Genomic DNA, 25,913 nt, shown 5'->3' with positions numbered 1-25,913 from the left:
CGGTGAGCGCCGCGCCTGGTGGTTCGGGCGACCCGCCGCCGGCGGCGGGTCGCGAGGGTCGTGGCGGTAAGAAGGGCGGCGAGGCCGCCGCCCGCGGCGAGGCCGCCGCCCGCGGCGAGGCCGCCGCCCGCGGCGAGGCCGATGACGAGGACCGGCGAGCCGACGTGCCAGCGTCGGTGGCGGCTTCGACGCCGCGCTGCCGGGTGCCGAGATGCCCGGACGTCGCCGGGGGTGGACGGGAGGTTGCAAAGGCGCAGCACAGCGAGCGCACAGCCGGGGCAAAGTTGATCCTGTGATGCTGTGAAGCGCGGAACCATCCGATCGTCACAGGAGGACGCGCGTGACCAGGAAACAGCGGACCGATGGGATCTCGTCCTATGAGGGACGTCCGCTCGCCCGGCCGGCGGAGGATGTCGTCGACCAGGGACTCGCGTTCGACCTTGGCACCCTGCTGAGCCGGCGGCGGCTTCTGACCATGGTGGGGCTCGGCGCGGCGACGGCGGGCCTGGCGGCGTGCGGGTCAGGCTCCGGCACGTCGGYGGGCGTGACCGCCGGTGCCGCGACGGCCGGGTCCACGACCGCCGGTGCGACGGCGTCCACGTCAACGAGCGGCGCGTCGGGGGAGATCCCGGAGGAGACGGCGGGTCCGTACCCCGGCGACGGTTCCAACGGTCCCGACGTGCTCCAGCAGAGCGGCGTCGTGCGTAGCGACATCCGGTCCAGCTTCGGGACGGCTACGGATACCGCCAAGGGCGTCCCCATGACCTTGGAACTGACGATCGCCGACCTCGCAGGTGGTGGCGCATTCACCGGTGTGGCCGTCTACGTGTGGCACTGCGACCGGGAGGGCCGTTACTCGATGTACTCGCAGGGCGTCACCGACCAGAACTACCTGCGCGGCGTCCAGGTCGCCGACACGGGCGGCAAGGTGCGTTTCACCAGCATCTTCCCGGCGTGCTACAGCGGACGGTGGCCGCACATCCACTTCGAGGTCTACCCCGACCAGGCCAGCATCACCGACGCCAGCAAGGCCATCGCCACGTCCCAAGTCGCGCTGCCCAAGGACATCTGCGACCAGGTCTACGCGCAGTCTGGCTACGAGGCGTCCGTGGCGAACCTCTCCAAGGTCAGCCTCACCAGCGACAACGTGTTCGGGGACGACGGCGGCGCCCAGCAACTCGCCACCGTGACCGGCTCCACCACCGCCGGCTACACCGTCACCCTCGCCGTCGGTGTCGACACCACCACCAGTTCGGGCAACGGTCAGACGGCTGGCATGCCCGGCGGTCAGCCGCCCGGCGGCCAGCCGGGCTGACAGTGTGCCCGACAGCCCCTGAGCGCGCGGCTACTCCGGGCGCCCATGCCGGCCGGCGAGGTCGGCGGGGCCGCCCCGCCGGTCCCAGGACTCAGCTGGCGCTCTCGGCGAGGGCGGGGTGGTAGACGACGACCGTCCCCGTTCGTCCCCGTTTGGCCGTATACATGGCCAGGTCGGCTTGGCGGAGCAGGACGTCGGGGCTGGTGGGCCGGGACGCGACGCTGTCGAGGATGACCATGCCCAGGCTGGCGCTAGGGGTGTAGTGCTGTCCGACCAGCAGGCAGGGCGCCTGGATGGCGACGGCGAGCCGCTCGCCGACGTGGCGGGGGTCGTCAGGGCCGCCGCCGTCGAGGATGACGGCGAACTCGTCGCCGCCAAGACGGGCGGCGGTGTCGACCGCGCGGGTCTCCGTCAGCAGCCGGTCGGCGATGATCTTGAGGAGCTCGTCGCCGGCGGCATGGCCGAACGTGTCGTTCACCCGCTTGAAGCCGTCGAGGTCCAGGAACAGAAGGGACACTCGTGTGTCGGGGGCGTAATCGGCGGTGATCCTGGTGCCGTCGCCATCGGGGGCGCAGGCGAGGACCCGCTGTAGACGTCGGGTGAACAGCGCCCGGTTCGCCAGGCCGGTCAGGGGGTCGTGGAATGCCTGGTGGTGCAGTTGCTCCTGCTGTTCCTGGGTCTCGGTGAGCAGCCGGGTGTTCTCGGCGACGGTGACCATCTGTCGGATCAGGGCCACCACCACCAGCGCGATCATGCCGTAGGTCTCGAACAGGTCGAGCCGGACCCCGGCGAGCCGCTTGTCGACGACCAGGAGGCCCGCGGCCACGAGCGTCGCGTAGGGCAGCACGGCGTGTGCCCACATCGCCCGCGGGCCGGGTGGAGCGGGGCCGTCCGGGTGCGTGGGGCGCGGAACGGGGGCGAGCGCGGCGAGGAAGATCAGCAGATAGGCGAGGGCGAACCCGACCATGCCCCAGGGCGGCAGCTCCAGCCCATGCACCGCCGCTACGTAGGGCATGAGATTGGTGGTGACGGCGTAGGCCAGCAGGCCGGTGCCGAGCAGGGCCAGTACCACCGGGGCGCGCGGCCGGCGGAAGGTGGCGATCAGCACAACCGCGGCGGCGAGGATCAGACCGGCTACCTGGTGGATCAGGGCGAGCTCGAACGTCTCGGTGTGGTGGCCTGCCTGGACGAGCGTGGCGAGCGTCATCCCCCACTGCAGCAGGACGATCGAGCCGACGATCAGCATGCAGTCCAGCAGGGTGATCGTGTACCAGCGGTAGGCGCTGTGCCGCCGCCGGCCCAGATCGCCGCCGTGCTCACCGACCCGGTCGGTGGGCAGGGACAGCAGACCGGCCAGGGCCAGGACGTAGAGGACGAGGAAGGCGGCGTACCCGGCKGAGATGCCGCCCTGGTGGGGCATGCGGCCGGCCAGGAGCGCCGGCATCACCGACAGGCTCGCCAACATCCCGCCCGCGGCGGTGATGGCGATGAGCACCCGCCAGCGGCGCTCCGCGCCATGCACCCGCCGGGCGGACCAGAAGCAGGCGATCGCGGCGGCGAGCTGGAGGGTGGCGTTGACGAGGTCCGTGGCGACTCGGGCGGTGTGCAGCTCCAGCAGCGCCGCGAGGGCGACATCGAGCCCGAGGAGCGCTACGGAGGCGACGACGGCATACCGGAACAACCGTGGCGCGCGGCCCAGACCGGTCGGACGCCACAGCCTGTCTGCGGCGTCGACGCCGCGGAGTCCAGACATCACTGCATCCCACCGGTAGCTTACCGCAATCAACCGAATTCATTCAGTGATGATCTGGTGGGTCCGGTCGACCGGGGGCGCCCGCCTCTGCCCGCCGGGGTCGGACGCCCTCATGCATGTCATGCCGTAGCCGATCTCGTCTGCCTTGTGGCCGTCGGCGGCCCTCGCCAGGTGCGGACGCGGATCCGCGACGGCACGTCGTCGGCCGCCCGCGCGGACGGTGGGGCTAGGCCCACCCACGGCGGCGGTTCAGGCCCCTCGTGCGCGGGCGGACCCGTTTCTAGCGTGAGTGTCGCTACCCGCCACGAACGGCCTACTCGCCTGGAGTGATCTCATGACAGCCCCGCCAGTCGCCTCAGCGCTGGAGGCACAGGGCCTGACCCGGACCTTCGGCGCGGGCGCGGGAACCGTGCACGCCCTCGACGGCGTCGACCTCGCCTTCCCCCGCGGCACCTTCACGGCCGTGATGGGCCCCTCCGGCTCCGGCAAGTCCACCTTCCTGTCCTGCGCCGCCGGGATCGACCGGCCGACCGGCGGCCGGGTGCTGGTGGCCGGGACGGACGTCACCGACTGGGACGAGGACCGCCGCTCCCGGCTGCGCCGGGAGCGCATCGGCTTCGTCTTCCAGGACTTCCAGCTGATGCCCTACCTGACGGCCGAGCAGAACGTCGGCCTGCCGCCGCGGCTCGCCGGGCGGCGGCCCGACCGGGCCCGGGTGCGCGGCCTGCTCGACCTGGTCGGGCTCGCGGACCGCGCCCACCACCTGCCCGGGCGGCTGTCGGGCGGGCAGCGGCAGCGGGTCGCGATCGCCCGCGCCCTGGTCACCGACCCGGCGGTCGTCCTCGCCGACGAGCCAACCGGCGCGCTCGACTCGGCGACCGCCCGGGACGTGCTCGCGCTCCTGCGGGCGTGCGTCGACGAGTTCCGCCAGACGGTCGTCATGGTCACCCACGACCCGGTGGCCGCGGCCTACGCCGACGCGGTGGTGTTCCTCGTCGACGGCCGCGTCGCCGGTCGGATCGAGGCGCCCACCGCGGACGTCGTCGCCGCCCACGCCGCCCACCTCGACGAGCGGGTGGCGCGGCGATGAGCGGGCTGACGGGTCTCGCGCTCCGGTCGCTGCGGCACCGGATGACCGCGCAGGTCGCGACCTTCCTCGCGGTCCTGCTCGGCACCGCGCTGATCGGCTCGTTCGCCACCCTGGTCGAGACCGCGCTCGCGCTCGGCCCCACCGCGCCGGACCGGGACGCCGACCGGGAGACTCTGATCATCATGGGTGCCGTCGTCGGCGGCTGGGGCACGCTGATCGTGCTCTTCTCCGTCGCCTCGACGGTCGGCCTCACCGCGGCGCGGCGGGCCGGCGAGATCGGGCTGCTGCGCACCCTCGGCGCGACCCCGCGCCAGGCCCGCCGGCTGATTCGCCGGGAGGCGCTGGCCGTCGCCGCCTGCGGCGCGCTCGTCGGCGCGATGCTCGCCGCCGGCACCGGCTGGCTGCTGCTCGACCTGCTGCGCGGCCACCTCGTCTCGGCCTCCGTCGGGTACGCGGCGGGGCCCGCGTCCCTTGGCGCCGCGGCCGGTCTGGTCGTGCTCACCAGCGTCGCGGCGGCGGCGGTCGCGGCCCGGCGGGCGACCCGCGCGCCCGCCGGCGTGACGCTGCGCGACAGCGACGCGGAGACCGGCCGGATGCGCTGGTACCGGGTGGTGGGGGCGCTGCTCCTGATCGCCTACGGCATCGGCGGGGGCGTCGTGACGATCACCGTGACGGCGAACTCCGACGACCCGTACGCGGCGATGCAGACGAGCGGGAGCTGCTCGATCCTGGTCGGCCTCGGCCTGGCCCTGCTCGCGCCGCTGCTGCTGCGCTGGCTGTCGGCCCCGCTCGCGGGGGTGGTCACGGGCCTCCGCGGCCGGGGCGCCGGCTACCTCGCGGCGTACAACGCCCGGCGGCGGGCGCACCGGCTCGCGGCCGTGCTCGCCCCGGTGATCGTGCTGACGTCGGCGGCGATCGGCACGCTCATGCTGGTCAGCATCGACACCCGTACCCTGCCCGGCGGGACCGAGGACTCCGACACGATCAACCTGTTGAACAACGTCGTCGTCGGGATGGCGTCCCTGTTCGCGGCCATCATGGTCGTCAACGCGTTCGCCGCCGGCGTCGCCGACCGCCGGGCCGAGCTGCGCCGCCTGTGGCTCATGGGCGCCACCCCGACGCAGGTCAGGCGGTCCGTGGTCGCGGAGGCGGCCGTCGTCGCCGTCGTGGGCCTGGTGCTCGGCGCCCTGGGCTCGCTGGCGACCGTGATCCCCTTCTCGGTCGCCCGCCACGAGGGCGTCGTCCCGGACGCCCAGCTGTGGATCGCGCCACTGGTCGCCGTCGTCGTCGTCCTGCTCACCCTGGGCGCCGGCCGGTTCGCCGCCCGCGCGACCATGCGGACCGCGCTGGGGGAGGTCAGACGTCCCGCCACATGACGACGTGCGGGCCGATGCCCGGCTCCTCCCGCACCTCACCCCGCGTGCGCAGCCCTTCCCGTTCGTAGAAGGGGACGGCGCGCACACGGGCGTTGCACCACAGCAGCCCGCCGCCCTGGTCGCGGACGTGGCCGACCACGGCCGCGAACAGCCTGGCCCCGATCCCGCGGCCGCGCATCGCCTCGTCGGTCGCCATGCCCCGCAGGCGCCAGCCAGCCGCCCCCCAGGGCGCCGCCTCCCGCAGCACCGACACGGTCCCGACGACGGTCCCGTCCGCCAGGACGGCGACCACATGGGCGCTGTCCGGCTCGTCGTCACCCGGGAACGCCACGTCACGGACCGTCTGGTGTGGCCGCAGCACCCGCTGCCGCAATGGCAGCGTCACTTCGGCTCCCACCCGCTCGAGACGGACCTCCGCCGGCTCGTCAGCGCTCACCGCCCCATTCTCGCCCTGGCCCGCCCGCCCTCGCCCGTGCCGGTGGTCTCGCGGAACCCGCCGAGAGGGCTCGTGGGACGCCGCCACCGGCCGGCCCGCGGGCTGGTGAGCGGCGACGCCGGTGATGACGAGGGCGATGCCAGCCAGGTCGCGCCAGGTCGGCACCTGGCCGAGGACAGCCAGGCCGATCACCGCGGCGGCGGCGGGCAGCAGCGCGAGCATGAGCGCGAACGTGGCCCGGGGGAGTCGGGCCATCGCCAGCTGGTCGGCCACGTAGGGGATGACCGAGCTGCAGACGCCGACGCCGATGCCCCAGACAAGCCAGACCGGATGGGTGAAGGCGGGCGCGGCGGCGGCGATGCCGGCGGGCGTCGCGGCGAACGCCGCGACCAGCATCGCCGCGCCGAGCTGGTCGATGCCGCCCATCGGCTCGGGAGCGTGGTCGTCGGCGGCCGCGGCGCTCGCGGTGGCGACGCGGTGACCGAGCATCACATAGAGCATGAACCCGGCGCAGTTGGCGAACGCGAACACGAACCCGAGCGGCTGTCCGGCCAGCCGGACATCGGTGAGGACGAGCACCCCGGCGATCGCCAGCGCGAGCGCGAGGACGTTGCGCCGGGTCCGGGCGCCGGCGGCGGCCAACGCGACGACGCCGAGAAACTCGACAGCCCCCACCGTCGACAGCGGAAGGCGGTCGACGGCCAGGTAGAACAGCGAGTTCATGCCGGCCAGCACGCCGCCGAGACCGACAAGCACCCACCGGTCCCGCCCGCGCAACCGGCGCAGAGCCCGCCAGGGCCGCCGCCAGACGGCGAAGACGACCGCGGCCGAGGCGATGCGCAGCCAGGCCACACCCAGGGCGTCGACCCGGGCGAACAGCAGCACAGCCAGTGACGGGCCCAGGTAGTGAAAGACCGCGCTGACCCCGAAGAACGACGCGGGTGGCAGTGCCCCGACCGTGCGTCCGACCCGGCTGGGGCCGTGGATCGTCGCCGTCACCCCGCCGCACGCTGCCACGGATCTATTCTCAAAGCCTGGAGCCAGCTACTCCATGGGTGATCGAAGGCCCTGCTCGGGAACTTCCTTCGGAATGTAGGTGATCTAGGTGGCTGACCGTCGATATGACGACGAGCGGATCGACGACGTCAACGCGCGCCTGCTCGCCGAGCTGCACGCCGATCCCCGGATCGCGATGTCGGAGCTGGCCCGTCGGGTCGGCATGTCGTCCCCGGCGGTGACCGAGCGCGTGCAGCGCATGCGGCGCAACGGCGTGATCACCGGATTCCGCATGGACGTCGACCCCGCGGCCGTCGGCCTACCGGTCGCCGCGTTCGTCCGAGTCCGTCCCATACCCGGGCGGCTGGAGAAACTCGCCGCCCTCGCCCGGACGACCGATCAGGTCAGCGAGTGCCACCGCATCACCGGCGAGGACTGCTTCCTGCTCAAGGTCCACGCCCCGACCGTGGCGGGCCTTGAATCCGTCCTCGACCGGTTCCTGGCATATGGGCAGACGATCAGCTCCATCGTCGTGTCCAGCCCCGTCCCGCCCCGGCCACTGCCGCTGCCGGTCCAGGATCCGGTCTGAGGGATCCGGACAGGCGTTCGTCGCCGCTCGCGGTGACCAGTCCTACTCGCGGGTGGCGAGAACGAGGAAGCGGTGCGGCGGGTCGTCATAGCTGTCCAGGCGCCAGCCGGTGGCGGCAAGCCGTGGCTCGAGGCGGGTGACGGCGAGCGGCTCGTCCGGGCGCAGGGCGCGGCCGTGGCGGGCCGCCAGGGCGGCGCGGCCCGAGGGATGGAAGATCGCAAGCCGTCCGCCGGGGCGGCTGACCCGCGCGAGCTCGGCGAGGCCGCCGGGCACGTCCGGCAGATGGTGCACGAGGCCGGCGGCGAAGACCGCGTCGACGGTGCCGGTGGGGATGGGCAGGCGGCGGGCATCGGCGAGCACCAGCGCCACGTCGGCGTCTCGGCCCGCATGCCGCGCGGCGACGAGCATCTCCGGGGTCAGGTCCAGGCCGATCACCGTGCCGGCCGGTCCGACCGCGTCGCGCAGCGCGGGCAGGGCGCGCCCGGTCCCGCAGCCCGCGTCGAGCACGACCGCGCCGGGGCGCAGCCCGATCTCGCCGACGGCGGCGGCGTACGCGGGCAGGTCGTCCCMGAACTTCGTGTCCCACGTGGCCGCGCGGACGCCGAAGAACGCCTGGCTCTCGCTGACATGCCAGCTCCCGTCGCCGGCCAGCCGGGACGCGACGCGCCTGATCACCGGCCACGCCGGGTCGTCCACGTCGACGACGACGTCCGGGCGACGCTCGTCGTCGCGGTCGTCGCGCCGCGCCGAGCGGGATCGCAACCAGACGACGACATCCCACTCGCCGCCGGCCGGCTCGGCGCGCCAGCGCGGACCGTCCGCGAGCACCACCAGGTCGGCGTCGTCCTCGCCGCCCGTCGTGCCACCGTTCGCCGCCGCCGGCGGCGCGCCCGCCAGCCGGCGGCAGGGGCGACCGTCCGCGCGCAGCCGGTCCGCCAGCCGGTCCGCCAGCCGGTCCGCGAGCAGGGCGGGCATGGCCCCGGCCCCGGAGCCGTCGACGAGAACCCGAACCGCGCCCGGCGGCACCATCCCGGCGATCGTGCCGGCAACCGCCAGCCAGCGGCCGACCTGCTCGCTGGTCATCTCCGACTCCACGGCCGCCGCCGTCACACCGTCCACCACGGGCACCATGATGGCCACCCGGCGGACCGGGTGGCCATCGGACCGGACAGCCGGGCCAAGGCCTGTCCGGCTAGTCGTTGCGTGCCGTCTCCGGGCCGGTGATCCGCCGCAGCAGTGGCAGCGTCGAGGCGATGACCGCCAGCGAGAGCGCGAGCCCACCGGCGACGACGGCGTAGTACACCCAGCCCGGCGCGACCAGCGTGTAGTCGAGCTGCGCGCGCAGGAACAGCTGCGCGGCGAGGAACCCCATGCCGATCGCCACGGCGGCGGTGACCAGCAGCGGTACCACGCTCTCGATCGCGACCACCCGGCGCAGCGTCGCGAGCTGCACCCCGGTCAGCCGCAGCAGGCTGAACGGTCGCCTGCGGTCGCTGAGCCCGCCGGCCACGCTGACCGCCAGCCCGCAGCCCGCGATCGGCAGGCTGCACAGGATGACCACGTTCGCCAGCTGCTGGAACCGCACCAGCGGCCGCGCGCCGTCGGCCTCCCACTCGCCCTCGCTCGCCGGCAGCTGTCCCTGGGGGAACGCGTTCTCCAGCATGGTCCTGGCGCGCTCGAACGCCGCCTGGTCGGTGGTGTCGACGACCACGGACAGGATGGGCATCCGCGTGACCTCGGCGGGCGTGACGTCGACCGCCTCGATGGCGTCGATTCCCGCGCTGGCCGAGCCGACGAGGCCGGGGGCGACGGTGGCGACCTGGGCGCCGGGCGGGCAGCGGCCGTAGACCGCCAGACGGTCCAGCTCGGCGCACGTGATCACTGGTCGCCACTTCTCCGGGTCGGTGTCCCGGTGGACCAACGTGACATTGCGGACGCCGGGGATCGCCCCGAGCCCGGCGGGGAGCTGGGCCGCCGTCGGCGCCGGGCCATCCTCGGGCCAGAAGATCTTACGCACGCTCGTCGTCGCCACGGAGTCGGTGCGGGGCGCGCCGCGGTTGGCGACGAACGTCGTGATGGCCCCGGTCGCCGCACTGGTCACGAACAGCGCGACGATCAGGCCGCTGACCGACCGGAAGCCGGCCCGCGGGTCGTCGGCGAGGCGCCGTCCCGCGATGAGCGCGGCCGGCCGGCTCGCCCGGCCGGCCAGCAGGCGGGCGGCCAGCATCGTGAGCCACGGCCCGGCCAGCAGCAGCCCGATCAGGATCAGTACGAAGCCGGTGAAGTACGCGATGAGCTGGCCGCTCGTCGCGTCGGGCCGCCGACCGATGAAGAAGGCCAGCTCCGTGAGCCCGGCGGCGAGCGGAAACACCCGCCAGGCACGCGGCGAGCGGGGCGTGACCCGCCTCGTCACGCCGAGCGGCGAGATCCGGACCCGGCGTAGCGCCAGCCCGGCCGCCACGACAGCACTGGCCGGTACCCCGAGGGCGACCAGCAGCACATCCAGGGCTGTGAGCGACAGGTCCGCGGGGAAGAACCGCTCGCCGGTGAACGCTATCCCGGCCAGCCCTGGCCGGATCGCGAGGAACAGGCCGAACCCGACGGCGGTGCCGACGGCGGCCGCGAGCGTCGACTCCACCGCCGACAGCAGCGAGATCTGCCTCGGCGTCGCGCCCACCAGCCGCATCGCCGCGAAGCGCTGCTCGCGGCGGGCTGCGGCCAGCCGCGTCGCGGTGCCGATGAAGATGAGCACCGGGAACAGCAGCGACACGGCGACGACGGAGAGGGTGACCGCCATGATGTCGGCGTTGAACCCGATGTAACAGTCGCGGCAGGCGCTCGGCGTGGTGGTCATGATCTGCGTGACCCGGGTCGCCCCCAGCGCCCTGAGGTCCGCGGGTGGGCGGCCGAGGACGATGAGCAGCGAGTCGGGGGAGGGCAGCGCCGACCTGCCGATGGTGCCGACCCCGCGGCCGGGGAAGCGGTCGGCGAGTTCCGCCGCGGGCGTGGCTCGTAGCAGCTCGCCCAGCGCGGGGGAGACGTAGTACTCACCGGGGCCCGGCAGCCGGGGGATGCCCGGCGGTACCGGCGCGTCCGATCCCAGCGCGGCGACCTCGACCCGACCGATCGTGCGACCGTGGTAGTAGTCGCCGCGGATCAGCCACAGCATCCCGTCGCCGCCGCGGGCCGCCGGGCCGGCAGCGGTGTTGAGCCAGGCGTACCGCTGGTTCTGCGCGCCCACCGCGTTCAGGCCCGCGACAGGCGCGAGCAGCATGGCGACGCCGAGCGCCACCGCGCCCGCGATGATGACCAGCCGGACGAGGGCCTCCCGCCCGCCGGCCACCGACAGCCGCACCGCGAACCGGATCACGAGTGCACCAGCGCGTTCACCCTGCCATCGCGCACGATGACCTGCCGGTCGGCGTACGCGGCGACCCGGGCCTCGTGGGTGACGAGCACGACGGTGGTGTGCTGCTCGTGGGCCGAGTCGACGAGCAGGTTCATGACCTGCTCGCCGGTGATGGAATCGAGCGCTCCGGTCGGCTCGTCGGCGAACAAAACGCTCGGCCGGGCGACGAGGCCGCGGGCGAGCGCCACCCGCTGCGCCTGACCACCGGAGAGCTCACCCGACCGGCGCCGCTCCAGTCCGGCAAGGCCGAGCCGCTCGAACCAGGGCAGGGCCGCGGCCATCGCCGCCCCCCGCCGGATGCCGCCGAGAAGCAACGGGAGCGCGACGTTCTCCTGGGCGGTCAGCTCCGGCACGAGCTGCCCGAACTGGAAGACGAACCCGAACCGGTCCCGGCGAAGGACGCTGCGCTCGTTCTCGCCCAGCTGGTCGACGCGGTCGCCCCCGAAGTGGATCTCGCCGGCGCTCGGCACGAGGATCCCGGCCAGGCAGTGCAGCAGGGTGGACTTGCCGGAGCCGCTCGGGCCCATGATGGCGACGATCTCGCCCTCATCCACGGCGAGGCTCGCGCCGCGCAGCGCCGGGGTCTCGCCGAACGACAGGACGACGTCGCGCGCCTCGATGGCTGTCACGCCCCCACCGGCCGTCATGCCGTCACCACGGTACGCAGGGCGTCCAGCCGGACGGCCGTCGTGTCGATCCAGTGCAGGTCGGCCTCGAGATGGAACAGCCCGTGGTCGGCGAGCAGGGCGTCGACGAGGTCGCCGCCGCGCTTGACCGTGGTGAGCTCCTGCATCCGCCGCAGGTGCGCGGCGCGCTGGGTGTCGAGGTACTCCTCGGCGGGGCGGCCCAGCATCAGCGCCAGCACGACCTTGCTGAACAGCACCGTCTGCAGGTTGGGCTCGGGCTCCACCGGTTCGGTCAGCCAGGTGTCGACCTCGGTCGCGCCGAGGTCGGTGATGACATAGCGCTTGCGGTCCGGCCCGACGCCCGGCTCGACGTCGCCGATCACGATCTTGCCGTCGCGGGTGAGGCGGCTGAGTGTGGCGTAGACCTGCCCGAACGGCAGGGGCTTGCCGCGGTTGAAGAAGGTGTCGTAGTCGCGCTTGAGGTCGTAGCCGTGGCTGGGCTCGCGCTCGAGCAGGCCGAGGAGGGTCAGGGGGACGCTCATGCGAGCAATATAACCTGAGCGTATACCCTGCGTATATACCCCGGGGGTAGAGGGATGGGTGCTACAGCCGCTCGATCGGTGACTGACGACGGGGGCGGATCGCGGCCAGGCCACCGGACCGCTCGGGGTGCCAGTCGCCGAAGAGCCGGCCGGCTGCCTGGCGGCAGCCGATGCCGTGGACGCGGGCGGCGGTGGACTCGTCGGCGACACCATCGGCGATCACGGTCAGCCCGAGTCGGAGCGCCGCGGTCAGGTAGCCGTGCGAGAGCGCGGCCGTGGCCGGCTCGTGCCGCGTCCCGGTGAGCGCCGCGATGAGTGACTCGTGCAGGACGATCATGTCGACGGGAAGGATGCGCAGCGCGTCCGGGGCGGTGTCGGTGGTGCCCACCCTGGCCAGCGAGATCCGCACTCCGAGGTCGTGCAGGCGCCCGAGAGAGCGCGCCGTGGCATGCAGATCGGGCGTGCGGGAGGTGCCCACGAGCTCGAGCACCAGCGTCTGCGGCCGTACACCGGTGGTGTCCATCGCGGCCAGGATCTGCCGGGTGATGTCCCGGCCGGTCAGCTGGGCCGTGGACAGCGGGATGTGGACAGGCAGTGGTCCGCCCGCCGCGTCCTGGTGGTCGGCGGCGTGAGCGCAGGCAGTCTGGAGCAGCAGATCGTCGAGGGCGGGCGCGAGGCCGGCCGAGGCGGCGGCGGTCAGCATCCGGTCGGCTGGCACCGTGCCGAGGGTGGGATGGTGCCAGGTCAGCCGGGCCTCGTGCGCCACCGAGGTCCGGCTGATGAGCTCGACGATCGGCCGGTAGTCCACCTCGAGACGTCCGCCGGCTGGGTCGCCGCGGATCGCCGCCCCCAGTGCCGTGTGCAGCGCGGACAGGGTGTCCGGCGAGGCGAGCCGCGGGGTGTACAGGGTCAGGCCACCGTCGCCCTTGGCCTTGGCCGTGTACATCGCCAGGTCGGCGTGATGCAGCAGCGTCTCGGCGGTGACCGGCTCGGCGGCGGGCTCGACCACGGCCATTCCCGTGCTGGCCCGCACGACGTAGTAGGTGTCGGCGAGCAGGAACGGTTCCCTGACGGCGTCGGTGAGCCGCCGGGCCGCCTCTGCCGGGTCGTCGGCCTCGAGCAGGATCGCGAACTCGTCGCCGCCGAAGCGGGCGACGGTGTCGGCGGCGCGCACGGCGGCGCGCAGACGACGGGCCGTCAGCCGCAGCAGCTCGTCGCCCGCGGCGTGCCCGAGCGTGTCGTTGACGTGCTTGAAGCCGTCGAGGTCGCAGAAGAGCACGGCGAGGCGGCCGGGAGCCCGGGCCTGCCGGTTCAGGGCGTGCGCGAGCCGGTCGGTGAACAGCGCACGGTTGGCCAGCCCGGTCAGCGGGTCGTGGAAGGCCAGGTGGCGCAGGGCGATCTGGTCCTCCTCGACCCGGTCAACCAGCCGGAGGTTGTCCGCCAGGGTGACCACCTGGCGGGCGAGGGTGAGGAACAGCAGCAAGAGCAGTCCCCACATCTCCACGGTCAGCCCGCGTTGCTGCGAGATCGTGGCCAGGGCGAATCCGCTGGCGGTCAGGAGCGGCAGGTAGGGCAACGCGGCCTGCCACCAGCGGCGCCGTGGACTACGGGCGGGCGCCTCGGGCCGGTCGGCGTCCCCCGGTCCGAGGGCCGATGCCGACGCCGTTGTCGGCAACAGGGTGGCCAACGCGATCATCGGCGGCCCCACGACGTAGCCGAGATCGAACAGGTGCGTGTAGTCCGTCGCCCCGCGGACCTGGACGTCGAGCTGGACCAACAGCGAGAAGACGCACGCGAGCTGCCCGAGGCCGAGCACGACGAGGCCACTCGGGCGCCGGAGCCGGCGGAATGCCAGGACGAGAATCACGGCGAGCACCTGCACCAGCGAGACCGCCGTCAGCCCAAAGGAATACAGCACCGTCGGGGACCGGATACCGGGACGGACGACGCCCTGGAGGATGACGATCCAGGCCAGGAGCGCGAGCGCGCCGGTCACGATGAGGCTGTCCAGGACGATCACCAGGAGCCAGTAGCGGTCATGGCGTCCGGTCGGACCCCGAATGGTGACGTCGAACGGCTCGGACGGGTAGAGCATCAGCCCGGCCAGCCCGGAGGCGGGGGGCAGAAGCAAGATGAGCAGGGCGATGGCGTTGTATTTGGGGATCGCCTGCCCCTGTTCCGCCACGAGAAACAGGTACGGCACGGTCATCACCGCCCCGATCAGGAGCATCACGCACATCAGCGCGCGCCACCACCGCTCGATCCCGTGATGACGGCTCGCCGCCCAGGCGCAGACGCCGGTACTGACGACGACGGCCGTGGCGTTGGCCACGCGGACGGCCGTCAATGCCTCGCCGGCGGGCAACACCAGCGCGCAGACCGTCACGGCCACCGCGAACCCGGCGAGCCCGACGGCGAACCGGCGCGCATCCGGACCCGTCCGCGGATCGGCTGATGTCGTTGCGCCGTTGCCCATCCGCAGCCAGTCCCCCTCCCGCCGGCCCCGATTCGATGCGGACAAGGGCACCGACGGTCCGGCCGCCTGGGGCGGTCGTACCCCTGATTAGCGAGTGGTACCCAACTGGATTCATAGGGTGATATAGATCATCGATCTGGTGCCCTTGGCGACGGCGAAAGAACGTCGTGTCCATGGGTGTACAAGGACGCTCGTCGTGACGGGCGGACCGGAGGGCTTCGGGATTGACGACGTTGATCGGCGTGCCGGCGGCGTAGGCGTTGATCTGGTCGAAGACGTCGGCGAACTGCAGCTCCCATTCGTCCCTGGTGACGTAGCCGATGTGGGGCGTGCAGACGACACCCGGCATCGTGAGAAGTCGACGTCCTGAACATGGTCATGGTGGTTGACGAAGYTCGGCGTGACGTTGGTGTCGGCGAGGCGGAGGTCTCCGGTCTCGATGACGGCGAACTGCTCCCGGACCAGCCGGTCGACGGTCGCGGCGTCGGTCGAGGAGACGGATGACGGGGTATCGGCGCTGGTGGGCCTGGTCATGATGGGCTCCTCCCGGCGACGGCCCCGGGCAGGGCCGCCGCCGGATGTGAAGGGTGGTGGCCTCAGCGCCCGGGCGTCGCGGCGATCTGACGCTGGAGCTGGTCGATGCCGACGTAGGCCCAGTGCCGGACACCACGGGCCTGGTCGTCGCACTGGACGATGTGGAACTGCTCGACCGCGACCCGGCCACCGGTGGCCTCGGCCCCGAACAGGGGCCCACCGGTGTGGGTGCCAGTCAGGTGGACCCGGGCGGCGACCCGGTCGCCCTCGGCGATCAGATCCTCGACCGTGGTCTCCAGGTCGGGCAGGGCCGCGCGCAGCATGCGGATGGTGCCCTTGAGGTGCGCGCGGAAGTCGGGTTCGTCCTCGGCGAAGGGATGACGGTCGACGGCGTCGGGGGCCAGGCACGCGTCGACGGCGTCGAGGTTGCCCTGAGTGAAGGCCTCCTCGAAGACGCGGCGGACGGTGCGCTTGTTCGCTTCGGTTTCCACAGCCTGCTTCCTTTCATGATCGGTACCGGGTGCGCGGGCTCTCGTCTGATGCAGTTGAACTGCTTTCACTGCGCTGTCTCTGCCGTCGATGCAGTACTACTGCATCGAAAGCAGTGCTACTGTACCCACGTGGCTCCGCCTGTCAACACGTCCAGCTACCGACAACTTCAGGCCCAGCAGACCCGCGAGCGGATCGCCGAGGCGGCCCGCCGCCTGTTCGCGGCTCGGGGCTACCGGGCGACGAGCATGGACGCGATCGCCGCCGAGGCCGGCGTCGCGGCCCGGACCGTCTACTCGGCCTTCGGTGCGAAGCGGGAGATCCTGTCGGCGATCTGCGAACGATGGCTGGAAGAGGCCCGCGCCCGTGAGCTCGCCCAGGCGGCGGTCGCCGAGCCCGACCCCAGGTCGCGTCTGCGCGCCGCCGCCCACTGGCTGCGGACGCTGTACGAGGCCGGCTTCGACGTGGTGACCCTCTTCGCGGCCGCCTCGGACGAGGACGCCGAGACCAGGGCGCTCCTGCAGGCCAAGCTGGCCGGCCGCAACCAGGTGATGGACATGATCGTCGCCTCGCTCGACGGCGCGCTGCGCGTCCCCGTCCCCCAGGCCCAGGCGATCTACCGCGCGCTCGCCGCCCCCGGCGTCTACGGCGAGCTGGTCGTCGAGTCCGGCTGGGCGCCCGACGCGTTCGAGGAATGGGTGGCTGACGCCCTGATCCGTGAGCTTCTCGACCCGGACCCGTCGAGGCGCGAATGAGCCATCCGGACCGCGTCGCGATCGCGCCGTCGCCGCGGGACGGCGGTGAGCGGCGCTGCCCACGGCGGGGATCATGACAGCGCGGATGCCAAGGGCCCGCTCGTCACCGAGATCATCACCCGAGCGGAGAGCTGGGCCAGCACAATCGACTGGACCCCCGCAGAATGATGGCGGCGCCGCCGAACAGGAGCCCGGACCTCGCTTCCGCGAGGCCGCGCACGCGACACCCCTGTCAGGGCTCCGGGCCCGGTCGGCCGACATCGGCGGCATGGCTGACTGACGTCGGCGGATGACGGTCCAACCGGCTTGGGGCGTGACCGCCCTGACTGGCGCCTTCCCGCCCGCATGGCCGGTTCGTGGCAAGGAGCAGCCGATGGCGACCACGGTGGCCGACGTGATGGTGACGACGCTGAGGGTGTCCGGAGTGCGGCGGGTGTACGGGATCCCTGGCGACTCGCTGAACGGGTTCACCGACGCCCTGCGCCGCGACGGCGCGATCTCCTGGCAGCTCGTCCGGCACGAGGAGGCGGCCGGGTTCGCGGCGGCCGGGGAGGCGGCGCTGACCGGGGAGCTCGCGGTGTGCGCGGGCAGTTGCGGCCCGGGCAACCTGCACCTGATCAACGGGCTGTACGACGCGAACCGCAGTCGGGTGCCGGTCGTGGCGATCGCCGCGCACATCCCGCGGGAGGAGATCGGCGGGAGCTACTTCCAGGAGACCCACCCGGAACTGCTGTTCCGCGAGTGCAGCGTCTACTGCGAGCTGGCCAGCATCCCGGCGCAGCTTCCGCGCCTGCTCGAGCTCGCGATGCGCGCGGCACTGCAGCGTCGCGGGGTCGCCGTGATCATCGTCCCCGGTGAGATCTTCCTCGCCGAGGCCGCCGGGGGTCCCGCGCCGGCGCCGGTGCGGGCCGTGTGGCCGGTCGTCCGCCCGGACGAGCCGGCGCTGGCGGACGCGGCGCGAGTGCTGAATGCCGCCAGCCGGGTGACCATCCTTGCCGGCGCGGGCTGCGCCGGCGCGCACGACCAGCTCGTCGGGCTCGCCGCGGCGCTGAAGGCGCCGGTCGTGCACGCGATGCGCGGCAAGGACGTCGTCGAACCCGACAACCCCTACGACGTGGGGATGACCGGGCTGATCGGGTTCAGCTCCGGGTATCGGGCGATGGAGCACTGCGACGCCCTGGTCATGCTCGGCACCGACTTTCCCTACCGGCCCTTCCTGCCCGAGGGCGTCCCGGTGATCCAGGTGGACGTGCGGGGCGAGCAGATCGGCCGCCGGGTGCCGGTCCAGGTGCCGCTGGTCGGCACCGTCAGGGACACGATCGACGCCCTGTTGCCGTTGATCGCCGTCAAGAGCGACTCCGCGCACCTGGACCGGATGATCGCGCACTACCGGCGGGCTCGGACCCGGCTGGATCGCCTGGCCCGCCCCGGTCGGGACGGCACCCCGCTGCATCCGCAGTACACCGCCGCCACGGTCGACCGGCTCGCCACCGCCGACGCGGTCTTCACCGCCGACGTCGGCACGCCCTCCATCTGGGCGGCCCGCTACCTGCACATGAACGGCACCCGTCGGCTGATCGGCTCGTTCAACCACGGCAGCATGGCGAACGCCCTGCCACAGGCCATCGGCGCGCAGGCGGMCGAGCCGGGCAGACAGGTCATCGCGCTGTCCGGCGACGGCGGCCTCGCGATGCTGCTCGGCGAGCTGATCACGCTGCGCCAGCAGCGGCTGCCGGTCAAGGTCGTGGTGTTCACCAACGGCGCGCTGTCGTTCGTCGAGCTGGAGATGAAGGCCGGCGGCATCGTCACCTACGGCACGGAGCTCGACAACCCCGACTTCGCCGGGATCGCCCGCGCCGCCGGTCTGTTCGGCGCGCGGGTGGAGAGCGCGAGCGAGCTGGAGGAGGCGCTGGCCGCAGCGTTTGCGCACGACGGCCCGGCGCTGGTCGACGTCCACACGGCCCGCCACGAGCTCGCGCTTCCCCCGAAGCTCACGTATGGCCAGATGAAGGGCTTCACCCTGTACGCGACGAGGACGATCGTGTCCGGCGGTGGGGACGAGCTCGTCGAGCTGGCCAGGACCAACCTGCGGGACCTGGACGCAGAGTGACCAGAAGGCCTCGCTAGGTCCGCTGACGGCGGTCCGATCCCCGACAAATCGGTCGAATATGTCGGTGGCTCGGGCTACGGTGGCTAGTGCTGGAGATCCACACGAGGAGGCGGCCAGTGACCACACTTCCAGACCGGCCGAACACCGCGCTGCTCGTGATCGATGTGCAGAACGCGGTCGTCAACGACGCGTACCAGCGGGACGCGGCCATCGCGAACATGGCCTATCTGGTGGAGAAGGCGCGGCGGGACCAGGTGCCGATCATCTGGGTGCAGCAGACCGACGAGCACCTCGTGCCGGAGAGCGACGGCTGGCGAATCGTCCCCGAGCTGCGCCCGGGTGACGAGGAGCGGCRCATCGAGAAGCGTTACGGCGACTCCTTCGAGGACACGGACCTGGCGGTCGTGCTGGCCGGGCTGCGGGTCGGGCGGCTCATCGTGGTCGGTGCCCAGACCGACCAGTGCATCCGCTCGACGCTGCACGGCGCGCTCGCCCGGGGGTACGACGCGACGCTGGTGAGCGACGCCCACACCACCGAGGACACCACGGCGTGGGGCGCCCCGCCGCCGGAGGCGGTCATCGCCCACACCAACCTGTACTGGACCTACCAGACGGCCCCGGGCCGCACGGCCGGCACCGTCGAGACCCAGAACGTGGACTTCGCCAGCGCGTCCTGAGGCGATAGGGGCGATGCCGATCGCGCGCATCCAGCGGCTGCGTGCCGGGCTCTGCCTGAACTACACCGCGATCGATGGGCCTCGTTCTCGACCTGCTCGACCACATCGAGGAGCCGGAGGCCGCGGCGCGCGGCCGCATCGACCGTGTCGGCCACGACGGGGCTACACCCCGCGGTCGTCTCGCGTCATGTCACCGGTGCCAGGGGTGCCGTCGGTGAGGGCGTAGCGCAGCAGCACCGCGCCGGTGGTCGAGGTGACAGGTGGCTCGGTGAGCGTGAGGTTCGCGGGTACGGCGCCGTGCGCGAAGACCTTCTTGCCGGCCCCGAGGACGACCGGGAAGACCCACAGCGACAGCCGGTCGAATAGCCGCTCGGTAAGCAGGGTCTGGACCAGGTCGAGGCTGCCGATGACGTGCACGTTCGCGTGGCGATCACGTGCCTCGCGTACCGCGACAGCCAGGTCGGGCCCGAGAAGCTCCGAGTTGGCCCACTCAAGGGTCGGGTTGCCGCGCGAGGCGACGTGCTTGGGCACGCTGTTGAAGAGCTTGGCGATCCCGCCGTCGACACCGTCTTCCTGGTGGGGCCAGAAGCCAGCGAAGATCTCGTAGGTCTTCCGGCCGAGCAGCAGCGCGTCGAGACCTTCCATACCGGCACCGACCTGCTGGCCGACGACGTCGTCGAACAGCGGCGCCTGCCAGCCGCCGAACCCGAAGCCGCCCTCCGTGTCCTCGTCAGGCGCGCCGGGCGCCTGCCCGACACCGTCAAGCGTGCTGAACAGGTCGATGTGAATGAGGCCCACGGTTCCTCCTTGGTCAGCCGGAGCGGCTGGCTACCTGTCGTCATTACTCCTAACCGACTGACCGTCGGCGGCCTGCCAACTCATCGGCGACGCGTCGCCGGTCGGACCGCTCGGTCAACCGCCCGATGCCCGCGCCCGTCATCCGTGCTAGCAGGGAGATCGAGCCGGCGGTGCGCGGGTATGTTGCCCGATGTCCGGACCCGTGCGGCGGTCCTAGCGTCCACCCCATGGCACACGCTTTGAGGCCTGCTCCCCTGCCCGCGGCCGGCGACCAGCCGCCGCGTGCGGTGCCGCACACCCTGACCATCCCGTCTCGCTTCTGCGGACCGCTCGACAGCGCCAACGGTGGTTACCTGGGCGGTCTCCTCGCCGGGTATCTCGACGGCCCGGTGACGGTCACCCTGCGCCGACCGCCGCCGTTGGTCACACCCATGACCGTCGAGGGCGGCGCCGAGGGTTCGGTTCGGATCCATCACGCTGGCACGGTCATAGCCGAGGCCGCGCCAGCCCAGGACCGCCCGGCGCTGCGCGTACCCGACACCGTCTCGATGGCCGAGGCACGTGCGGTAGAGGGCCGTTCGCGTTACTTCCAACGCCCGGAGTTCCCGACCTGCTTCGTCTGCGGCACTCGGCGTGGGCGAGGCGACGGCCTGCGTATCTTCCCTGGGCTGGTGCACGGTCGGCCCCTGTGGGCTGCGCCATGGGCACCGGACGCCTCGTTGGCGGACGGCGGCCCGAGCGTGCGCCCGGAGATCGCCTGGGCGGCACTGGACTGCCCCAGTGGGATCGCCGCCATCGAAGCCCATGACATCAGCGAGGATGCCGCCATCCTGCTGGGCCAGATGACCGTCAACGTGGCGGCACTGCCGGCGGTCGGGCACGAGTACCAGGTGGTCGCCTGGTCGATCAGACGTGAGGGGCGCAGGCTGATCGCCGGCTCGGCCCTGCTGCGGCAGGGCGACGTGCTCGCGGTGGCCAGGACGGTGTGGGTCACCATGCGGCGCCCGGTCCCGAGGACGACGGTGGGCGTGGAAGAGCCGTCATGACGGTGAGGCGCGCCAGAGCATCACGATCAGCGAGACCTCGAACCTCCCGAAGGGCGACGTCGAAGCCACGGGCGCAGGCGGAGGCACCGGGCACCGCGAGGCAGCGGCCGGCGTGCCATGGGGAACCCTTCGCCTACTCGGTGCCGGCTACGCCGATGACATGCCCCTCGGGATCGGAGAACCGTCCGACCACCAGCGTTCCGGGAGTGCCCTCGGGACCCATCTGGCGCTTCCCGCCGAGGCTCTCGGCCTTCCTGAGCGCGGCCTCGACATTGGGAACTCCCACGTAGAACAGAACCCGTCCCTCATAACCCGCGCCACCACCCACGCCACCGTTGATCCCGCCGCTGGCCGTGGTCTCGTCCACGAACCCGTAGTTACCCGGCTCGGAGACCGTTTCGGTGGCCGCATCGTTGGTCTGGAACTCCCACCCGAACAACTCGGCGTAGTAGCCCCGCAGCATCGCGGGATCCCGCCCGATGATCTCGAAATGCACCACTGGCTGCCCCATCGCACGTCCCTCCAGATGGATCGGTCCTGGTGGAGAGACTCGGGCGAACGAACAAACTCATCGGTCGGGCAGGCCGCGGTAACCCCTCTGGGCGACCGGTCGGTCGCGGTTCGTTCGACGGCGCCGAGCTCGGGAAGGCGGTCGCCGCGCACCCCGACGACGTCGAGGCGGCGCTCGCCGTCTACGAAGAGGCGCTGTTCCCCCGTGGCGAGTCGGCAGTCGTGGCCGCGCATGCGCTMCTGAGGCTGTGTCTCGACGACCACGCCCCGTTCGGATTCGTCGACTTCCTCACCGGCGCCCTCGCGGGGCGGGTAGGAGCCGCGCGGGTCGCCGTCGGCTGGTTCGCGGAATGATCGTCGGTTCGGTGCTGACTGTCGATGTTCCGGAGGTTTGAGCGGTCGCTTAAGATCTGTTAATCTTCAGTTGAGCAACCGCTTAAGTGGAAGTCGACGAAGGGGCCGGCATGAGGCAACCTCGTGTGTCGAGTGTCATCGAGCGCCGTCTGCTGGTGAACTACCGCGTCGCGCCTGCCGTGGTGGCTTCGGTGCTGCCGGCGGGAATGCGCCCCCTGCAGATCGACGGCTGGGCGGTCGCGGGCATCTGCCTTATCCGGCTGGGCCGGGTTCATCCCGCCTGGCTGCCGGGTGCTCTCGGGCTGCGTAGCGAGAACGCCGCCTACCGGATCGCGGTCGAGTGGGACGGGCCCGAGGGGCCGGAGAAAGGCGTCTACGTCGCCCGTCGCGACACCGGATCGACCGCCAGTGTCCTGGCGAGCGGTCGGCTGACGGTAGTTCACCACCCCGCGTCGTTCGACGTGCGTGAAACACCGCGCGACCTGCACATCGCTTACGTCAGCCGGGACGGCGCGACCCAGGTGAGCATCGACGCCAGCGTCGCCGAGCGGTTTCGGGACAGCACGTTGTTCGCTGACCTCGACGAGGCGTCGGACTTCTTCGAGCGCGGGTCGGTCGGCTACTCCGCCGGCCGCGACACCTCATGCCTGGATGGTGTCGAACTGACCGTCGGTACCTGGCGGGTGGTGCCCGTCGAGGTCCGGAACGTGCGGTCCACGTTCTTCGACGACCCCGACCGGTTTCCGCCGGGCAGCGCGGTGCTCGACAACGCCCTGTTGATGCGGAACGTCCCAGCGATCTGGAACCCACTTCGACCGATGCGTGTCTCAGGATGAACAACGCGGCTCGCCCTGGCGCCGAAAAGGTCCCTTACGCGTCAGCCAGTGGTCCTGGTGGCGCGACGGGTGCGGTTTCGTAGCGCCCGTCGCGCCACTGGGCCGAAGCTGTCGAGGAGGTCAAGCAGCGCGGCGAGGCTGTTGAGCGAGCTGGTGGCGGCCGAGGCGCCGTCCGGGTCGACCCCCTCATACAGCTCCAGGCCGATGAACGAGGCCGAGACCGCGCGGGCGAGGCCCGCGAAGTCGGTGACGTCGGCAAGCGCGGACTGTCCGAACAGGCGGCGGAGCACTGCCTCGATCTCCGTGGTCCACAGCCCGAGCGCCGCGCGCACGGCGTCCGCGAGCCGGGCGTCGACCTGCGCCCCGGCGAGAAGCTGGGCGAGCACCGTGACATGCCCATGGCCACGCTCGATCTCGTGCAGCTCCTGGCCGAGCCGCAGCAGTTCCTGGGCCGAGCCGACGGCAGCCAGCCGCTCGCGGTAGAACTCGACCCGTTCGGCGGTCGCGGACTGGCACGCGGCGGAGAGCAGGCCGTCCACCGTTCCGAAGTGGTAGAAGACCAACGCCTGGTTCACACCAGCTGTCGCGGCGACGGTCCGCGCCGAGATTCCCGCGATGCCGCGCGTGCGGACTGCCTCCAGCGCGCCGTCGATCAGCCGCTGTCTGGTGTCGGGTTCGGAGCGCCGCTTGGCAGGGTCGTTCATACGTCCGTTCCCTCGCGCGGCAGCCTGACCGGTGACGTACCGCCGTGGGGGCACTGTACCGGGTCGTGAACCGACGACCAGAACCAAAGCCAGCCCCGTTTCGGCGGAGCCAGCGAGGCTGTCGACGGACGTCACGTCACGTCACGACAGCGCGGCCGCCTTGCGCAGCAGGACCGACCGCTCGCGGGTGTTGCGGCACAGCCGGGCGGCGAGTTCCAGCTCGGCGCGCGCCTCCGCGGTCCGGCCGAGCCGGCGCAGCAGCTCGCCGCGCACGCTCGGGACCAGGTACGACCCGGACAGACGGTCGGAGGCGACCAGCTCGTCTACCAGGACCAGCGCCTCACGCGGTCCGTGCGCCATCGCGACGGCGACGGCACGGTTGAGCTCGACGATCGGGGACGGGGCCACCCGGCCGAGCGCCTCGTAGAGCAGCACGACACGCTCCCAGTCCGTCGCCGCGACGGAGGGCGCCGACGCGTGGCAGGCGGCGATCGCCGCCTGCAGGCCATACGGACCGAGCCCGCGCCCCAGCGTCGAGGCCCGGTCGAGGGCGGCCCGGCCACGGCGGATCGCGGAGCGGTCCCACAGCCGCCGGTCCTGGTCCTCCAGGAGCACCGGCTCGCCGTCAGGCCCGACGCGCGCGGGGAACCGGGCGGCCGTGAGCTCGACGAGGGCGAGCAGCCCGTGCACCTCCGGCTCGTCGGGCAGCAGCGCGGCCAGCATCCGGGCCAGCCGGATCGCCTCGTACGCGACGTCGGGGCGCAACAGGCGGTCGCCGGACGTCGCGGTCGAGCCCTCGGTGAAGATCACGTAGAGGACGCTGAGCACACCGCCGAGCCGCTCGCGCCGGTCCTCGACCGGTGGCAGCTCGAACGGCACACCCGCGGCCGCGATCGTCTTCTTCGCCCGGGTGATCCGGGCCTGGACGGTCGGCACGGGCACCAGGAACGCGCGGGCGATCTCCTCGCTCCCGAGCCCCCCGACGACGCGCAGCGTCAGGGCCACCCGGGCCTCCGGTGAGAGCACCGGATGGCAGGCCACGAACATCAGCGCGAGGACGTCGTCGTCGACCCGGTCCGGATCCCACGGAAGGTCCTCGTCCGCCCGCCTCCGCGGGGCCGCGCCCGAGCTCGCCTCGCCCTCGCCGAGCTGGCCGGCGAGGGTCGCGTACCGCTCGTCGAGCGCCGACCGGCGGCGGAAGCTGTCGATGGCGCGCCGTCTGGCGGTCGTGAGCAGCCAGCCCACCGGGTTCGCGGGTGTGCCGTCCCGTGTCCAGGTGACGAGCGCCTCCGCCACCGCCTCCTGCGCGACGTCCTCGGCGAGCGTGAAGTCCTTGGTGTGCCGGGCCAGCGCGCCGACGATCCGCGCCGACTCGATCCGCCAGACGGCCTCGACGGCCCGCCGCGCCGCGTCGGCACTCGCCGACGCGGCGCCCGGCGGGCCGTCGCAAGCCTCGGTCATCCGGAAGCCTCGGCGATCAGAGCTGGCCGGTCCGCTCCCGCCACGCCCGCTCCATGACGATCCACTCGTTGTCCTGCGGGAACTCGTCGATGCCCGGCACGCGGCGGATCTCGCACTTCGAGCCGGACATCGCCGGCATCCGCTTGGCCCATTCGACCGCCTCCTCCTTCGAGGCGACGTCGAGGATGTAGTAGCCGCCGAACAGCTCCTTCGTCTCGCCGTACGGACCGTCTGTCACCACCGGCGTCTCGCCGCTGAAGTCGACCACCACACCCTGGTTCGGGTCGTCCAGCCCTTCGGCCGCGACGAGCACGCCGGCCCGGATCAGCTCCTCGTTGAAGCGACCTATCGTCTCGAGCATCTGCTCGAACGGCGTGTCCATCATCTTCGCCATGGACTCGTCGGTGCCTCGCATGATCAACATGTACTTGGCCATCTTCGGTCTCCCTGGTCCGGGGGCCGCTTCTCGACCCCTCTCACCCACAGGTCGAACGGCGCGGCCGCGGATCGACATGCCTCGCCGAGCGAGATCGAGACGCCGCGGTCACGCCTCGCCGCGATCATCTCGCGGCGCGGCGGCGCCGTCGGGCGGTGGGGCGCCTTCGACCACTTCGATGGTGTTGCCGTCGGGATCATGGATGACGGCGATACGCACGCCGGGACCGATGTCCATGGGGCCGTGCAGGACCTGGCCCTTGCGGGCCGCGACGCGTTCGAGGGTTCCGTCGAGGTCGGTGACGTACATCGTCAGGTAGCGCAGACCCGTGGCGCCGAGGAAGAAGCCGACAGGTTCGGCGGGGCTGGGTGGGACGGACGGCACCATTACCTTCAGCGCCACGCCTGGTGCCTGGACGCGATGCACGATGCCGGAGCTGGACCCGATCGGCGGCAGCCGTTCCAGCTCGAACACGTCCGCGAAGAAGTCGACCAACGCCTCGTCCGTGCTGACCAGCCCGATCTCGACCCGCTGTAATGCCACAGCACGCTCCGTTTTCTCGACGTCGGCACTTCGTTCGCCCCGCGATCCGCCT

Annotated in this window: 25 protein-coding genes and 2 pseudogenes; 11 read left to right on the top strand and 16 right to left on the bottom strand. The window is 72.3% G+C overall.

Translation table 11 applies throughout. The features are described 5' to 3' along the window. The first annotated feature begins 2 nt into the window (after nt 1-2). Together BCD49_RS43185 and BCD49_RS21370 are read left to right on the top strand one after the other, a co-directional pair. Nucleotides 3-296 carry a hypothetical protein gene (locus BCD49_RS43185; protein WP_131803535.1) on the top strand — a complete coding sequence of 98 codons (294 nt, stop codon included), beginning with the start codon at nt 3-5 and terminating at the stop codon, nt 294-296. A 44-nt stretch (nt 297-340) separates the two neighbouring features. Further along, the gene (locus tag BCD49_RS21370; RefSeq protein ID WP_071041809.1) at nt 341-1,315 is read left to right on the top strand and encodes an intradiol ring-cleavage dioxygenase; all 975 of its coding nucleotides are present in this window, start codon (nt 341-343) and stop codon (nt 1,313-1,315) included. Between the two features lie 91 nt (nt 1,316-1,406). On the opposite strand, the gene BCD49_RS21365 is transcribed toward BCD49_RS21370, so the two are convergent. Continuing rightward, on the bottom strand, nt 1,407-3,068 hold the full coding sequence (locus BCD49_RS21365; RefSeq protein ID WP_007513879.1) for a GGDEF domain-containing protein: 1,662 nt from the start codon (nt 3,066-3,068) through the stop codon (nt 1,407-1,409). Nucleotides 3,069-3,402: 334 nt separating this feature from the next. Between BCD49_RS21365 and BCD49_RS21360 the strand changes: the two genes are divergently transcribed. Together BCD49_RS21360 and BCD49_RS21355 are read left to right on the top strand one after the other, a co-directional pair. Next, complete coding sequence (locus BCD49_RS21360; protein ID WP_007513878.1) at nt 3,403-4,158, top strand: ABC transporter ATP-binding protein; 756 nt, start codon at nt 3,403-3,405, stop codon at nt 4,156-4,158. Beyond that, nucleotides 4,155-5,534, top strand: a complete 1,380-nt coding sequence (locus tag BCD49_RS21355) for an FtsX-like permease family protein (RefSeq protein WP_007513877.1) — start codon at nt 4,155-4,157, stop codon at nt 5,532-5,534. The genes BCD49_RS21360 and BCD49_RS21355 overlap by 4 nt, the downstream gene beginning before the upstream one ends. On the opposite strand, the gene BCD49_RS46455 is transcribed toward BCD49_RS21355, so the two are convergent. Continuing rightward, nucleotides 5,515-5,865 carry a GNAT family N-acetyltransferase gene (locus BCD49_RS46455; RefSeq protein ID WP_425343347.1) on the bottom strand — a complete coding sequence of 117 codons (351 nt, stop codon included), beginning with the start codon at nt 5,863-5,865 and terminating at the stop codon, nt 5,515-5,517. The genes BCD49_RS21355 and BCD49_RS46455 overlap by 20 nt on opposite strands. Before the next feature lie 195 nt (nt 5,866-6,060). Beyond that, nucleotides 6,061-6,969 (bottom strand): annotated as a pseudogene (locus tag BCD49_RS46450) (EamA family transporter); the annotation flags it as partial. Nucleotides 6,970-7,075: 106 nt separating this feature from the next. On the opposite strand from BCD49_RS46450, the gene BCD49_RS21345 reads away from it, so the two are divergent. After that, nucleotides 7,076-7,555, top strand: a complete 480-nt coding sequence (locus tag BCD49_RS21345) for an Lrp/AsnC family transcriptional regulator (protein ID WP_007513875.1) — start codon at nt 7,076-7,078, stop codon at nt 7,553-7,555. A gap of 42 nt (nt 7,556-7,597) precedes the next feature. On the opposite strand, the gene BCD49_RS44205 is transcribed toward BCD49_RS21345, so the two are convergent. The 7 genes and pseudogenes from BCD49_RS44205 to BCD49_RS21315 all read right to left on the bottom strand — a co-directional run bounded on the left by BCD49_RS44205 (nt 7,598) and on the right by BCD49_RS21315 (nt 15,633). Continuing rightward, the gene (locus tag BCD49_RS44205) at nt 7,598-8,674 is read right to left on the bottom strand and encodes a class I SAM-dependent methyltransferase (protein WP_241832368.1); all 1,077 of its coding nucleotides are present in this window, start codon (nt 8,672-8,674) and stop codon (nt 7,598-7,600) included. A gap of 73 nt (nt 8,675-8,747) precedes the next feature. Further along, nucleotides 8,748-10,925, bottom strand: coding sequence for an FtsX-like permease family protein (locus BCD49_RS21335; RefSeq protein WP_007513873.1), 2,178 nt, complete (start codon nt 10,923-10,925; stop codon nt 8,748-8,750). After that, the gene (locus BCD49_RS21330) at nt 10,922-11,611 is read right to left on the bottom strand and encodes an ABC transporter ATP-binding protein (RefSeq protein WP_007513872.1); all 690 of its coding nucleotides are present in this window, start codon (nt 11,609-11,611) and stop codon (nt 10,922-10,924) included. Before BCD49_RS21330 ends, BCD49_RS21335 begins: the two co-directional genes overlap by 4 nt. Further along, entirely contained in the window at nt 11,608-12,132 is a 525-nt protein-coding gene (locus BCD49_RS21325; RefSeq protein ID WP_007513871.1) for a PadR family transcriptional regulator, read from the bottom strand. Before BCD49_RS21325 ends, BCD49_RS21330 begins: the two co-directional genes overlap by 4 nt. 61 nt (nt 12,133-12,193) lie before the next feature. Then, complete coding sequence (locus BCD49_RS21320) at nt 12,194-14,608, bottom strand: GGDEF domain-containing protein (RefSeq protein WP_051466313.1); 2,415 nt, start codon at nt 14,606-14,608, stop codon at nt 12,194-12,196. A gap of 211 nt (nt 14,609-14,819) precedes the next feature. Continuing rightward, nucleotides 14,820-14,966, bottom strand: a pseudogene (locus BCD49_RS46445) (D-2-hydroxyacid dehydrogenase family protein); the annotation flags it as partial. 238 nt (nt 14,967-15,204) lie between these two features. Then, a complete protein-coding gene (locus BCD49_RS21315) occupies nt 15,205-15,633 on the bottom strand; it encodes an ester cyclase (protein ID WP_007513867.1) in 429 nt (142 codons plus the stop codon). A 129-nt stretch (nt 15,634-15,762) separates the two neighbouring features. Between BCD49_RS21315 and BCD49_RS45905 the strand changes: the two genes are divergently transcribed. The 3 genes from BCD49_RS45905 to BCD49_RS21300 all read left to right on the top strand — a co-directional run bounded on the left by BCD49_RS45905 (nt 15,763) and on the right by BCD49_RS21300 (nt 19,173). Further along, nucleotides 15,763-16,386: a TetR/AcrR family transcriptional regulator gene (locus tag BCD49_RS45905; protein WP_007513865.1), complete on the top strand. Its 624-nt coding sequence runs from the start codon at nt 15,763-15,765 to the stop codon at nt 16,384-16,386. 373 nt (nt 16,387-16,759) lie between these two features. Beyond that, the gene (poxB, locus tag BCD49_RS21305; protein ID WP_071041826.1) at nt 16,760-18,496 is read left to right on the top strand and encodes a ubiquinone-dependent pyruvate dehydrogenase; all 1,737 of its coding nucleotides are present in this window, start codon (nt 16,760-16,762) and stop codon (nt 18,494-18,496) included. Nucleotides 18,497-18,612: 116 nt separating this feature from the next. Continuing rightward, entirely contained in the window at nt 18,613-19,173 is a 561-nt protein-coding gene (locus BCD49_RS21300) for an isochorismatase family protein (protein ID WP_071041808.1), read from the top strand. Between the two features lie 162 nt (nt 19,174-19,335). On the opposite strand, the gene BCD49_RS21295 is transcribed toward BCD49_RS21300, so the two are convergent. Beyond that, nucleotides 19,336-19,971 carry a dihydrofolate reductase family protein gene (locus BCD49_RS21295; RefSeq protein WP_007513859.1) on the bottom strand — a complete coding sequence of 212 codons (636 nt, stop codon included), beginning with the start codon at nt 19,969-19,971 and terminating at the stop codon, nt 19,336-19,338. Between the two features lie 227 nt (nt 19,972-20,198). Here BCD49_RS21295 and BCD49_RS21290 point away from each other — a divergent pair, with 227 nt between their 5' ends. Beyond that, a complete protein-coding gene (locus tag BCD49_RS21290) occupies nt 20,199-21,017 on the top strand; it encodes a hypothetical protein (protein WP_007513858.1) in 819 nt (272 codons plus the stop codon). Between the two features lie 133 nt (nt 21,018-21,150). On the opposite strand, the gene BCD49_RS21285 is transcribed toward BCD49_RS21290, so the two are convergent. Further along, nucleotides 21,151-21,528 (bottom strand): VOC family protein, encoded by a 378-nt coding sequence (locus tag BCD49_RS21285; RefSeq protein WP_007513856.1) that lies wholly within the window; start codon nt 21,526-21,528, stop codon nt 21,151-21,153. 29 nt (nt 21,529-21,557) lie between these two features. Between BCD49_RS21285 and BCD49_RS21280 the strand changes: the two genes are divergently transcribed. After that, complete coding sequence (locus BCD49_RS21280) at nt 21,558-21,881, top strand: hypothetical protein (RefSeq protein ID WP_007513854.1); 324 nt, start codon at nt 21,558-21,560, stop codon at nt 21,879-21,881. 110 nt (nt 21,882-21,991) lie between these two features. Next, on the top strand, nt 21,992-22,717 hold the full coding sequence (locus tag BCD49_RS21275) for a DUF2071 domain-containing protein (RefSeq protein WP_007513853.1): 726 nt from the start codon (nt 21,992-21,994) through the stop codon (nt 22,715-22,717). A 41-nt stretch (nt 22,718-22,758) separates the two neighbouring features. On the opposite strand, the gene BCD49_RS21270 is transcribed toward BCD49_RS21275, so the two are convergent. From BCD49_RS21270 to BCD49_RS21255, 4 genes are all read right to left on the bottom strand, one after another. After that, nucleotides 22,759-23,421: a TetR/AcrR family transcriptional regulator gene (locus tag BCD49_RS21270; protein WP_007513851.1), complete on the bottom strand. Its 663-nt coding sequence runs from the start codon at nt 23,419-23,421 to the stop codon at nt 22,759-22,761. Between the two features lie 141 nt (nt 23,422-23,562). After that, nucleotides 23,563-24,882, bottom strand: coding sequence for an RNA polymerase sigma factor (locus BCD49_RS21265; protein ID WP_007513848.1), 1,320 nt, complete (start codon nt 24,880-24,882; stop codon nt 23,563-23,565). A gap of 16 nt (nt 24,883-24,898) precedes the next feature. Then, nucleotides 24,899-25,318 carry a YciI family protein gene (locus BCD49_RS21260; RefSeq protein WP_007513846.1) on the bottom strand — a complete coding sequence of 140 codons (420 nt, stop codon included), beginning with the start codon at nt 25,316-25,318 and terminating at the stop codon, nt 24,899-24,901. 108 nt (nt 25,319-25,426) lie between these two features. Continuing rightward, nucleotides 25,427-25,861, bottom strand: coding sequence for a VOC family protein (locus tag BCD49_RS21255; RefSeq protein WP_007513845.1), 435 nt, complete (start codon nt 25,859-25,861; stop codon nt 25,427-25,429). Nucleotides 25,862-25,913 lie beyond the last annotated feature (52 nt).

Source organism: Pseudofrankia sp. EUN1h (genome assembly GCF_001854645.1).
Taxonomy (GTDB): domain Bacteria; phylum Actinomycetota; class Actinomycetes; order Frankiales; family Frankiaceae; genus Pseudofrankia; species Pseudofrankia saprophytica.
The sequence above is the reverse complement of the archived record's forward strand: the minus strand, read 5'-3'. Positions and strand labels throughout refer to the sequence as shown.

Excerpts from the sequence above, each read along its gene's own strand:
- BCD49_RS21360 (WP_007513878.1), top strand. The coding sequence starts at position 3,403 with ATGACAGCCCCGCCAGTCGCCTCAGCGCTGGAGGCACAGGGCCTGACC.
- BCD49_RS21355 (WP_007513877.1), top strand. The coding sequence starts at position 4,155 with ATGAGCGGGCTGACGGGTCTCGCGCTCCGGTCGCTGCGGCACCGGATG.
- BCD49_RS21330 (WP_007513872.1), bottom strand. The coding sequence starts at position 11,611 with ATGACGGCCGGTGGGGGCGTGACAGCCATCGAGGCGCGCGACGTCGTC.
- BCD49_RS21325 (WP_007513871.1), bottom strand. The coding sequence starts at position 12,132 with ATGAGCGTCCCCCTGACCCTCCTCGGCCTGCTCGAGCGCGAGCCCAGC.
- BCD49_RS21320 (WP_051466313.1), bottom strand. The coding sequence starts at position 14,608 with ATGGGCAACGGCGCAACGACATCAGCCGATCCGCGGACGGGTCCGGAT.
- BCD49_RS21290 (WP_007513858.1), top strand. The coding sequence starts at position 20,199 with ATGGCACACGCTTTGAGGCCTGCTCCCCTGCCCGCGGCCGGCGACCAG.
- BCD49_RS21285 (WP_007513856.1), bottom strand. The coding sequence starts at position 21,528 with ATGGGGCAGCCAGTGGTGCATTTCGAGATCATCGGGCGGGATCCCGCG.
- BCD49_RS21275 (WP_007513853.1), top strand. The coding sequence starts at position 21,992 with ATGAGGCAACCTCGTGTGTCGAGTGTCATCGAGCGCCGTCTGCTGGTG.
- BCD49_RS21270 (WP_007513851.1), bottom strand. The coding sequence starts at position 23,421 with ATGAACGACCCTGCCAAGCGGCGCTCCGAACCCGACACCAGACAGCGG.
- BCD49_RS21265 (WP_007513848.1), bottom strand. The coding sequence starts at position 24,882 with ATGACCGAGGCTTGCGACGGCCCGCCGGGCGCCGCGTCGGCGAGTGCC.
- BCD49_RS21260 (WP_007513846.1), bottom strand. The coding sequence starts at position 25,318 with ATGGCCAAGTACATGTTGATCATGCGAGGCACCGACGAGTCCATGGCG.